This window comes from Campylobacter ureolyticus ACS-301-V-Sch3b (assembly GCF_000413435.1).
Lineage (GTDB): Bacteria > Campylobacterota > Campylobacteria > Campylobacterales > Campylobacteraceae > Campylobacter_B > Campylobacter_B ureolyticus_A.
On the sequence record NZ_KE340326.1, the window covers coordinates 921,941 to 933,656 of the forward strand.

An 11,716-nucleotide genomic window follows, 5' to 3' on the forward strand; every position below is an offset into this window, starting at 1 on the left:
GATAATCTTAAAAAGTCGATTATACCACTTTTTTACCTTGCCATTTTTTACTTTTCCATCTAAAAGTATTTGCCAAGCCTCTTAAACTCTCATCAGCTAAAAATCCTATCCAAACACCAAGTATTCCAATTCCTAAATAAATTCCTAAAGTATATCCGACTGGAAGTGAAACTCCAAGCATAAAGATAACTCCCATGTAAAATGGAAATTTAGCATCCCCACTAGCTCTAATTGCATTTACCATTATTACATTTTGTGTTCTTGCTATTTCTAAAAATAGCGAAAGTATAAAAAGAGGCTTCATAATGCTTTTTATATCATTATCTAGATGAAATAAATTCATTATAAAATCTTGATTAAAAAACACTAAAATTAAAAATCCAGCAGTTACTAAAAAGCCTATTTTTAAGTTTTTAAAACTCTCTTTATAAGCAAGTTCGTTTTTACCAGCTCCAACCATTCTAGCGACTATTACTTCATTTGCGATGCCTATTGCACTACTTGCAAAAAATATAAATGCTGAAATTTGAAAAAATATGGTTTGAACTGTAAGACTATTTGCTCCCATGCTTGCTACAAAACTAAAAGCTACTATGTATTGAAAAGTCCAGATGAAATTTTCTCCAGCACTTGGAAGTCCTATTGAAAGAATTTTTTTCAAGACATAGTTTTGAGCCTTAAAAAAAAGTGATATAAATATTGGAATTTTAACAACTTTTATTAGGATAAAAAATAGTATAAAAACACCAAAAAATCTTCCCAAAGCAGTTGAAATTCCAACTCCAAAAAGACCATAATATGAAAGTCCAAATGGCTCAAATAGTGCGATATAGTTTCCACATATTGTAAAAACATTCATAAAAACAGATACTATTACTGTGTAAGAAACATATCCATAAGATCTAATTACGGCACTTAAAACTATAGCAACCGCATCTATAAAAAATACAACACTAATAACTCTTAGATAGATTAAACTTTCATCAAAAATTTCACTTGGAATTTGCATAAGTTTTAAGATAACTCTAGCAAAGCTAAAAACAAAAATCCCAGCAACTAATCCAAGAGCTGCGTTAAATGCTATGCTTACATGAACGCTTCTAATGGCAAGTTTTTTATTTCTTGCACCAATTGCTTGAGCTACAACAACCGAGCAACCTACTGCTAGAAGGTTAAAAACATTTACCATTAGATTAAATATTTGATTTCCAGCTCCCATAGCCGCTACTAAATGAGGCTCTATCAAACTTATCATGTATGTATTTATAATAATGGTTAAAAGCGATAAAAGCATATTTAGATATATTGGTATGAATAAGTTTTTAAGAGTAACTTCTTTTTCCATTTAATTTATCCTTTATTATGAAAAAAGATTATATCAAATTTTTAAAACTCAAAACCAAAATTTGAGCCTTTATTAAATTCACTTTTAATTATAAAATTAAAATTATGTACTTTTAAAATTTGCTTTACTATGTAAAGTCCCAATCCAAGAGAGTTATCCCAGTTATTTTTACTAACTCTAAAATATCTTTTTGTTATTAAATTTAAGTTTTCTTCTTCTATTCCTATTCCTTTGTCTTGTACAAAAAAAGAGTGTTCATTTATCTGTAAAATAACTTCATCATTTGAGTATTTCAAAGCATTTTCACTTAGATTTAATATAACTTGTTTTATTAGAATTTTGTCAGCTTTTATTAAAGTATCGTTGCCGCTTATTAAAATGTTTCTATCTTTATACTTTTCTAAAAGCTCGTTTTTAACATCTTTTACAATCTCTTTTAAGTTAAACTCACTGATATTTAAAATAATTTCTTTTTGGGTAAAGGAGAGTTTTATCTTATCAACTAAATTTACTATTTTTTGTGAGTTTTTTATGATTTTTTCTATAAATTTGTTTTTAAACTCTTCACTCATTAAGGGATCATTTTTTAAAGTATCAGATGAAGCTTTTATAATGGCAACTGGGTTTTTAAACTCATGCGAAATAGCACTTAGTATTCCTTCAAGCTGAGTGTTTTTAAGACGAATTTTAGCAGCTTTTTGATTTAATTTTTTATCAAGTTTTATTATATCAATTTTAACTTGATTGAGTTTTTTATATATTAAGTCAATCTCTTTTATAAATGAGTTTGAAATATTAAAGGAGTAATCTTTTTTAGAAATTTTATCTAAAAAGAAATTTATATTTACTATCTCTTTTCCTATAATTTTGCTAAAAGTTCTATTTATTAAATATGTTAAAATTAAAAAAATAATGAAAATTAAAAATAGTTTTAAAAAAAGATTTTTTAAATTTATATAGCTATTTTCTAGGTTTGTAGCAACAACTATTATATATGATTTATCTGCTATTTTAACGCTACTTGCTTCATATATTATTGGTTGTTTATCTATATAGTCAAAATCGGTTTTATTTATCACGCTTTTAAGTCCTAAAAAAATATCAAGCTTTATTATTTCATTGTTACTTAGTGTAAATTTACCCAAATCTTCATCAAAAACCGCAATATAGGTATCTGTTTTTAGTGCTAGAGTTTTTATAAAATCATCTGATAAATTTCCTGGAGTTATGCTTAAAATTTCTTTTATAGTATCAATTTTATTTACTGCTTTTTCATAGCTTCTCTCTTTATCAGCCTTGTATATAAGGTAAGAAAAGCTAAAAAACATAATCAAAAAAATAGTTATGAAATTTATAAAAAAAATTTGATATATTTTTAACAAAGCATATATCCTTCGCCTCTAATTGATTTTATATATTTTTTTTCTCTTGTTGGATCAATTTTTTCACGAAGTCTTTTTATAGCAATATTTACTGTTTTTTCGCTTGAGTTTTCATCATTCCAAATAGCGCTTAAAAGATAGTCTCTTGTGAGTAAAATATTTTTATTTTTTATAAACTCAACAAGTAAATTTGTTTCTAATTTAGTTAGTTCAACATTTTTGTTGCCAATTAAAACTTTGGCATTTGTTAAATTTATAAAAATATCTTTAAATTTATAAATATCTGCTTTTTTCTTTGTTCTTTTTAGAACGGCTTTGATTCTTGCAAGTAGATTATTTATTTCAAAAGGCTTTGTTATATAGTCATCGCCTCCTGCTTCAAAACCCTCAAGCTGTTCATCCATAGAAGTTTTAGCACTTAAAAAAATTACTGAATTGTTATATCCTCTAAGTCTTAAATTCTTAATAAACTCACTTCCCTCAACGCCTGGTAAGTTTCTATCTACTATTAGCAAATCAACATTTTCTTCATTTAAAAGTTGCTCAATTTTAGAAGTGTTTAAAAAACCAAGCACTTCATAGCCTGCTTTTGTAAGATTATACTCAAGAAGATCTAGCATATCCTCTTCATCATCAATTACTACAATTAAACTTTCCAAAACAAAACCTTTTTAAATCTAATAAGTAAAATTATGCAAATTACTGCACTTAAAGCACACATTAAAATTCCATATCTTGGCTTAAAGACATCAACTAAAACACCACTATAAATTGCACCAAATGGTATGCTTCCTTGAAAAAACAGTGAATAAATACTCATAACTCTTCCTCTATATTCATTTTTAGTTTTTAGCTGAATGGTTGAGTTTATACTAGAACTTGCAACAACAAAGAAAAATCCTGTCATTAAAAGAAACAGCCCACTTATATAGAAATTTGAACTAAATCCTGTTAAGATTAAGAAAATAGAAGCCAATATTGGGGCAGCAAAAATCATTTTAAAATTAAGTTTTCCAAAACTTGCTATAAAAAGTGCACCCAAAAATGAACCAATCCCTAAAAAACTCATTAAATATCCAAATGTCTTCTCATTTCCATTAAGTTCAAATTTCGCCAATGCAGAAATTGTTACATTGTAATGTGGTAAAAATAGAGCCATTATCAAAAGTAAATATAACATGCTTGATATAACAAGATTATTTTTAGCATAAATTAGTCCATCTCTTATGGAATAAAGCATATTTTTAGATCTGTTTTTTGATAAAATTCTCCTATTTTTTATAAAAAATAGACTTACTATAATAGCCGCAAAACTAACTGAGTTTATTAAAAAACAATACTCTATACCAAAACTAGCTATTACAAGTCCGGCGAGTCCTGGCCCTAAAATTCTTGCCACATTAAAACTCATTGAGTTTAGGGCAACTGCGTTTGGTATAAATTTATCATCTTCTATTATCTCATATACAAAACTTTGTCTAGCTGGAGCATCAATACTTAAAAATATTCCATTTAAAAAAGAAAGCACCATTATCATTAAAAATGAAATTTCAAAAATTGTCATCATTAAAGTAAATAAAATAGCTACTACCATAAGTCCTGTTTGAGAGATAAAAAGCAGTTTTCTTGTATCAAATTTATCAACCAAAGCTCCTGAGATTAGAGTTAAAAAAAGTGGCGGTAAAAACTGAGCTACGGCAACCAAACTTACCAAGAATGCATTATTTGTAATGCTAAGGGCTAGCCAAGGTTGAGCAATACTTTGCATCCAAGAGCCAATTAGCGAGACATTCATCCCAATCCAATAAATTTTGAAGTTTTTAAATTTTAAAGAGGCAAGTGGTTTAGGTTTATTCATGGTGAAAGTATAGCTAAATTTTATGAGTTTAGTCTAAATTTTATCTGCCTTATAAAAGTTTCCAAAAAGTTATAAAGTTTTTTTACAATTGCTTCAAATTTTAGAAAAAGGATAAAAAATGGTAAAAAAATTAGCTATTTTAGCAGTCGCTTCGGCATTTGTTTTTTCAAATTTGAGTGCAAATGACAAAATTTCAGGTCAAGGTGCAACTTTTCCAATGCCTGTTTATAAAGAGTGGGCAAAACTATACTACAAAGATACAAAAAATCAAGTAACTTATAGTGGTGGTGGAAGTGGAAAAGGAGTAAGTGCTATAACTGATAGAAATGGAAATTTTGGTGGAACTGACGCAGCTTTAACAAAAGAAGAGTTAAAAGATAAAAAACTTTTACAATTTCCAGGAGTTACAGGAAGTGTTGTGTTAGCTTATAACATAAATGGTATAAAAGATCATGAATTAAAGCTTGATGGCAAAGCAGTTGCAGGAATATTTAGTGGAAAAATCACAAAATGGGATGATACATACTTAAAAGAGCTTAATCCAAATTTAAAACTTCCTGCTGCAGACATAGTTCCAGTTGTAAGAAGTGAATCAAGTGGAACAACATTTAACTTTACAAGCTATTTAGCAAGAGCAGATAAAGAGTGGGCTAAAAATTATGGTGCTGCAAAAACAATTAATTGGGGCGCAAAAGTAACTCCAGCTCAAGGAAATCCTCTTGTTGCAAAGACAATAAAGCAAACTCCAAACTCAATTGGATATATTGAATACGCTTATAAAGTTCAAGAAAACTTAGCTGCAGCAACTCTAAAAACAAAAAATGGTGACTGGGCTGAGCCAACAAAAGAAAACTTTGACCGTGCTGCATTAAACTCAAATTTCAGCATTGATGAGCATTTTTATGATGTTTTAGCATATAGTGCTGGTGAGAAATCATATCCGATAGTTGCAGCAACATTTATCGTTTTGCCAAGTGATAATGCTGGAGATGGTAAAAAAGTAACTAAATTTTTTAAATGGGCATTTACAAGCCAAAAGGCTAAAAAAGCAGCTGCTGATTTGGGATATTTACCACTTCCTGATGATACTGTTAAGATGATTGAAGAGTATTGGAAAAAATACGACATTCAACCAAATAACTAAATTTAAAAACTCTCTGCGAATTCTCGCAGAGAACTATAAGCTCACAAAAAGGTTTATAATGACAGGTTTTCAGCGCCATGCTTTAAGAAATGAAAAAATATTCTCATTTTTTGCAAAATTGTCTTCAATTTTAGTTTTAATTATTTTACTTATTATTTTTCTAACACTTTTTTATAGAGCACTTCCTGCTATAGGTGAATTTGGGTTAGGGTTTTTATTTGATTCTACTTGGGATGTGGCAAATAAGCGTCTTGGCGGTGCAGCTGCTATATTTGGAACGATAGTTTCAACATTTATAGCTATGCTTTTAGCTACGCCTGTTGCTATTGGTATAGCTATATTTTTAACAGAAATTGCTCCATTTAAAGTTAGGACTTTTTTTAGTGTAAATATTGAATTATTAGCGGCAATTCCCTCTATTGTTTATGGAATGTGGGGTTTTTTATATTTTGTTCCTTTTGTTCAAAAGCTTTTTGGAGGAACTGGGCTTGGGCTTTTAACTGGTGGACTTGTTTTATCAATTATGATTTTGCCATTTATTGCCTCAGTTACAAGAGATAGTATGGAGACAACTCCAGCCATTTTAAAAGAATCAGCTTATGCCTTAGGTGCTACAAAATTTGATGTTATAAAAAATGTTATTTTTCCATATGCAAAAGCAGGAATTATTGGTTCAATTATTTTAGCTTTAGGTAGAGCGTTTGGTGAGACTATGGCTGTTGCGTTTTTGCTTGGTGGAATTTCTGTAATCCCTGATAATATTTCAGATCCAGCAACAAGTATCCCAGTAACACTTGCTTTGCAATTTGGCGAGGCAATGGGAATGAGAGTTTATGAAAGTTCGATGTATTATTTAGCGCTTATTTTATTTGTTATTAGCTTTATTACGATTGCAGTTGCAAAGTTTGCACTACTTAGAAAGAAAAGGGTAATAAAATGAAAAAGGCATCAAAATGAAAAAATTTATAGCCATAAGAGAAAAAGCCGCTGCAAAAAGAGTAAGAATAAATAAAATAGTAAATTATGTCTCTATTTTCTTTGCAGTTTTGGGACTGTTTTTTTTAGTGTGGATAATGGTAACTTTGATAGTTAAAGGAATAGCTGGATTTAGTAGTTCTATTTTTATAGATGATACTGTTTTTGGCGGGCTTAGAAATGCTCTTATTGGACATACTATTTTAGTAGGAATTGCCTCAATTATAGGAATTCCAATTGGACTAATGGCTGGAACATATCTAAGTGAATATGGCGGAGCTAATGATAGAAAATCAAACTTTATAAGAAATATGAGTGATATTATGATGAGTACACCATCAATTGTAATTGGTGCATTTATTTATGCTGTTGTGGTATCACCATTTGGTTCTTATAATGGATTTGCTGGAGCTTTGGCTTTGGCTGTTATGATGATACCAGTTGTATTAAAAACAACTGATGATATGCTAACTTTGGTTCCACAAAGTTTAAGAGAAGCAGCGTTTGCTTTGGGTGCACCAAAGTATAAAGTTACAATGCAAATTGTATTTCGTGCGGCCAAAAATGGAGTTTTGACTGGAGTTATTTTGGCTGTAGCAAGAGTTTCAGGTGAGACTGCACCGCTTTTATTTACTTCAGGTGCGTGGGATTTTTTAACTTTAAATCCATTTGGTCCAATGCCAAGTTTGACAAATACAATTTATGAATTTACTCAAAGTCCTGATGCAGACTTAAACTCAGTTGTGTGGGCGGGAGCGTTTTTGTTAGCGGTTGTGGTTTTAGGTGTAAATATAATTGGAAGAATTTTAATAAAAACAAAGAAAAATAAAGGATAATTTATGGCAACAATAACAGAAGTTAAAGAAAATCTTGCTTTAAGCATAAAAGATTTCTCATTTTGGTATCAAGGAAGCAAGAAACCAAATTTAAATAAAATTAACATGCCAGTGGCTGATAAAAAAGTAACTGCTTTGATAGGGCCATCAGGATGTGGTAAATCAACTCTTTTAAGGTCAATTAATAGAATTCATGATCTTTATCCAGGAAATCGCTACGAAGGCGAAATTTCTTTTTGTGGTGAAAATATTTTAAGTAGCAATATTGATTTGATAAATTTAAGGATAAAAATCGGTATGATTTTTCAACAACCTACTGCCTTTCCAATGAGCATAAAAGATAATGTTGAATATGGCTTAAAACTTCAAGGCATAAAAGATAAAAAAACACTGTCTCAAATCACTGAAAGTGCCTTAAAAGGTGCAAATATATGGGATGAGGTAAAGGATAGATTAAATGATGATGCAGGCGGACTTTCGGGCGGTCAAAGACAAAGACTTTGTATAGCAAGAGCTATTGCAGTAAGTCCTGATATTTTGCTTTTTGATGAGCCAACTTCAGCACTTGATCCAATCTCTACAATAGCTATTGAAGAGCTTATGCATAGACTAAAAGAAAACTACACAATTGTCATTGTAACTCACAACATGCAACAAGCTCTAAGAGTTAGTGATTATACAGCATTTATGTATTTAGGAGATTTAATAGAATTTGGCAAAACCGAGCAAATATTTAAAAACCCAAGAGAAAAACTTTTACAAGAGTATGTAGGTGGAAAATTTGGATAATACTCATTTGCCAAAGGGCATTCAAGATAAGTTAATTAAAAAACTAAAATCATTAAAACCAAGAGAAATTTGGATTTTTGGAAGTTATGCTAAAGGAACTCCAAAGCCAAGTAGTGATATAGATCTTTTTGTGATTAAAAAAAAGATAAAAAAAGATTTTCACGAAGATATTGTAAATTTAAGAAATGAGCTAAATAAGCTAGGAAAAAAATATGGTATTGATATAGATCTTTTTATAGATACAAAAGATTTAGTTGAAGAAAAACTTTTAGATGAAGATGAGTTTTACACTTCTGTTTTTGATGGAGCTAGTAGAATTTATACAAAAAAAGATGGGATAAATATCTCAATTTTACTTCAAAAAAAGAGTTGGTTTGATAAAATTATGCAAAAAGTTAAAATTATTTTTATGAAATGTTTTGGAATTAAGGATAGCGATGCTAAGAAAAATAGTGAAATTTAGTTTTATATTCTTATGTATAAATTTATTAAATGCTTATGAGCTTAAAGGATATGGTGCAACCTTTGCAGGTGATAAAGTGGTTGAACTTTCAAATTTATATAAATTAAAAACTAAAAATGAAATTTCATATTTTCCAATTGGATCAAGTGGTGGAATAAAACAAGTTTTGCTTAATAAAGCTGATTTTGCAATAGTTGATATAGCTTTTAAAGATGATAGTTTAGAGTTTATACCATTTATAAAAAGTCCAATTTCCATAAGTTACAATTTACCAAATATTTCAAATTTGGTTTTAACTCCAAATTTGATATCTAAAATTTTTATAGGAAAAATTAAGTTTTGGAATGATAAAGAAATAGCTCTTTTAAATCCAAATTTAAATCTGCCAAATGAAAAAATAATTTTTTTTCATAGATATGATGGATCTGGCACTACATTTACAATATCATCTTTTTTAAAAAACAATAGTGATTTTTGGAATTTGCAAAACAGTGAGTTTATAAATTTTAAGCTAGGAATTGGAAAAAAAGGAAATAAAGAAATAGCTCTTTTTATAAAACAAACTCCTTATTCTATCGGATATGCAAGCTACTACTACACGCGAAATTTAAACTCAGTTTATTTGCAATATAAAGGTACAATTTCTCATCCAAAAGATGATAATTACCCTTTGCAAAATTATAGTTACTTTATATATAAAAAAGATAGTTCAAAAAAAGAGAATATTGAAAAATTTATTAAATTTATAAAACAAAATTACAATCCAAAAGATGATAAATTAAGCTATTTTGACTAAAATCAAGCTATTTTATTATAAATTTAACTTATTTGATATAGAATAATAAAATTTATTATAAGGAAATTTATTGGCACTTGTTGATTTAATAGATGTAAAAAAGAAATTTGGTACAAAAAGTATTTTAAATAATGCAAATTTAACTATAAACGATAAAGAGAGAATTGCCATTATTGGAAAAAATGGTGGCGGAAAATCAACTCTTATGAAAATAATTGCTGGAATTTATACACCTGATGAGGGAAGGGTTGTTACGCAAAATGGTATAAATGTGCAATATCTTGAACAAGCTCCAAATTTCAAATCTCATTTTACAGTTGAACAAGCCATAAGATCAGAGCTTAAAGAGATATATAGTGCACTTGATGAATATACAAAAACTTTAAATTTACTTTCCGATGATCCTCAAAATAAAGACTTAATACAAAAGCAAAACGAACTTAGCAAATTTATAGATACACACGATGCGTGGAATATAGAAAATAAAATAACTCGTGTAATTGAGCATTTCGAACTTGATGAGTTTAAAGATAGAGCTATTTCAACTTTAAGTGGTGGCGAGATAAGGCGTGTCGCGCTTGGCGGACTAATACTAAAAAAACCAGATGTGCTTTTACTGGATGAGCCAACAAACCATCTTGATGTTTATATGGTTAAATTTTTAGAGGAAATGATTATTTCTAGTAACCAAACAATAGTTTTTATAAGTCATGATAGATATTTTATAGAACGCCTTGCTAATCGCTGTATTGAAATAGAAGATGGTGAAATTCAAAGTTTTGATGGTGGATATGAAAATTATTTAATTAAAAAACAAGAAATGCTATCTTCTATGCAAAAAAGCTACGAAACTTTAATAAAAACTTTAAAAAGTGAAGAAGAGTGGCTTAGGCGCGGAGTAAAAGCTAGACTAAAAAGAGATGAAGGAAGAAAACAACGCGTTATTCAAATGCGAGAAGCTGCAAAGAAAAATCCTGGAATTATACGAAAAGTAAAACTTGAGCTAGAAAGAGCAAACGTTAGTTTTAATCATGGTGGACTTGGGCAAAATAGAAAAAAAATGCTTTTTGAGTGTGTAAATTTAACAAAAGCATTGGGTGGAAAAACACTTTTTAAAAATTTTAATACAAGAGTTTTGCAAGGTGAGAGGATTGGGATAGTAGGAAAAAACGGAAGTGGAAAAAGCACACTTTTAAAAACATTTTTAGGGCGAATTTCGCCTGATAGTGGAGTTATAAAAAAAGGTGAATTAAAAATCGGGTATTTCGATCAAATGAGAGAAGGCATTAACGACGATGATAGCTTAATAGAAGTTTTTTGCCCAAATGGCGGGGACCATGTTTGGGTTAGAGGCAGATATATGCATGTATATGGCTATTTAAAAAACTTTCTTTTCCCAAAAGAGTTTTTAACTCAAAAGGTTGGCTCTTTAAGTGGAGGAGAAAAAAATAGGGTAGCTTTGGCTTTACTTTTTACAAAAGAGTATGATTGCTTAATTTTAGATGAGCCTACAAACGACCTTGACATTGCTACAATTAATATCTTAGAAGAGTATTTAATGAGCTTTGAAGGTGCTGTTATAATCGTAAGCCATGATAGATATTTTGTAGATAAAGTTACAAATAAGCTTTGGATTTTTGAAAATAGCGGAAATATTAATCAAACATACATGCCATATAGTGAGTATTTAGAACTTGAAGATGAGATCGAAGAGCTTGATGAAATAGAAAAAGATGCCAAAGAAAAAGCAAATGAGCAACAAGCTCAAAAAAGCTTACAACCAAAAACTCAAACAAAACTAAGCTTTAAACAAAATAAAATTTTAAATGAGTATCCAGCTGAAATAGAAAGACTTGAAAACCGTATAAAAGAGCTAAATCACGCACTTTCAACACCTGAAATTTATAAAGAAGTAGGGATTCAATCTCTTTTTGAAGAACTAGAAGAAAAAAAGGGAATTTTAACAAATATGGAAAATGAGTATTTTGAAGTTTTAGCGTTGGCTGAGAGTTTTAAAAACTAAATTTATTTAGATTTGCTTTTTAATATCCTTATATAAAAATATAATACTATTTTTTGACTTTTATCTTTTTTAATGTATTAATCATTTGAGCAAAGATTTTATTAA

The 11,716-nt window shown here is 29.1% G+C and carries 11 protein-coding genes; 7 read left to right on the forward strand and 4 right to left on the reverse strand.

Going from position 1 to position 11,716, the window contains the following annotated elements; all coding sequences use genetic code 11:
* Positions 1-19 precede the first annotated feature (19 nt).
* The 4 genes from HMPREF9309_RS04740 to HMPREF9309_RS04755 are packed head-to-tail and all read right to left on the reverse strand — an operon-like array spanning position 20 to position 4,585.
* Positions 20-1,345, reverse strand: a complete 1,326-nt coding sequence (locus HMPREF9309_RS04740; protein WP_016646782.1) for an MATE family efflux transporter — start codon at positions 1,343-1,345, stop codon at positions 20-22.
* A gap of 41 nt (positions 1,346-1,386) precedes the next feature.
* On the reverse strand, positions 1,387-2,727 hold the full coding sequence (locus HMPREF9309_RS04745; RefSeq protein WP_016646783.1) for a sensor histidine kinase: 1,341 nt from the start codon (positions 2,725-2,727) through the stop codon (positions 1,387-1,389).
* Entirely contained in the window at positions 2,721-3,386 is a 666-nt protein-coding gene (locus HMPREF9309_RS04750) for a response regulator transcription factor (protein ID WP_016646784.1), read from the reverse strand. The genes HMPREF9309_RS04745 and HMPREF9309_RS04750 overlap by 7 nt, the downstream gene beginning before the upstream one ends.
* A complete protein-coding gene (locus HMPREF9309_RS04755) occupies positions 3,374-4,585 on the reverse strand; it encodes an MFS transporter (RefSeq protein WP_081634530.1) in 1,212 nt (403 codons plus the stop codon). The genes HMPREF9309_RS04750 and HMPREF9309_RS04755 overlap by 13 nt, the downstream gene beginning before the upstream one ends.
* Before the next feature lie 118 nt (positions 4,586-4,703).
* On the opposite strand from HMPREF9309_RS04755, the gene pstS reads away from it, so the two are divergent.
* The 7 genes from pstS to abc-f all read left to right on the forward strand — a co-directional run bounded on the left by pstS (position 4,704) and on the right by abc-f (position 11,611).
* Positions 4,704-5,729, forward strand: a complete 1,026-nt coding sequence (pstS, locus tag HMPREF9309_RS04760) for a phosphate ABC transporter substrate-binding protein PstS (RefSeq protein ID WP_016646786.1) — start codon at positions 4,704-4,706, stop codon at positions 5,727-5,729.
* Positions 5,730-5,787: 58 nt separating this feature from the next.
* Positions 5,788-6,669: a phosphate ABC transporter permease subunit PstC gene (gene pstC / locus HMPREF9309_RS04765; RefSeq protein WP_016646787.1), complete on the forward strand. Its 882-nt coding sequence runs from the start codon at positions 5,788-5,790 to the stop codon at positions 6,667-6,669.
* Between the two features lie 13 nt (positions 6,670-6,682).
* A complete protein-coding gene (pstA, locus tag HMPREF9309_RS04770; RefSeq protein ID WP_016646788.1) occupies positions 6,683-7,540 on the forward strand; it encodes a phosphate ABC transporter permease PstA in 858 nt (285 codons plus the stop codon).
* A gap of 3 nt (positions 7,541-7,543) precedes the next feature.
* Positions 7,544-8,329: a phosphate ABC transporter ATP-binding protein PstB gene (gene pstB / locus HMPREF9309_RS04775; RefSeq protein WP_016646789.1), complete on the forward strand. Its 786-nt coding sequence runs from the start codon at positions 7,544-7,546 to the stop codon at positions 8,327-8,329.
* On the forward strand, positions 8,313-8,792 hold the full coding sequence (locus HMPREF9309_RS04780) for a nucleotidyltransferase family protein (RefSeq protein ID WP_016646790.1): 480 nt from the start codon (positions 8,313-8,315) through the stop codon (positions 8,790-8,792). The genes pstB and HMPREF9309_RS04780 overlap by 17 nt, the downstream gene beginning before the upstream one ends.
* A complete protein-coding gene (locus HMPREF9309_RS04785; RefSeq protein ID WP_016646791.1) occupies positions 8,767-9,588 on the forward strand; it encodes a phosphate ABC transporter substrate-binding protein PstS in 822 nt (273 codons plus the stop codon). The genes HMPREF9309_RS04780 and HMPREF9309_RS04785 overlap by 26 nt, the downstream gene beginning before the upstream one ends.
* Before the next feature lie 70 nt (positions 9,589-9,658).
* On the forward strand, positions 9,659-11,611 hold the full coding sequence (gene abc-f, locus HMPREF9309_RS04790) for a ribosomal protection-like ABC-F family protein (RefSeq protein WP_016646792.1): 1,953 nt from the start codon (positions 9,659-9,661) through the stop codon (positions 11,609-11,611).
* The last annotated feature ends 105 nt before the right edge of the window (positions 11,612-11,716 follow it).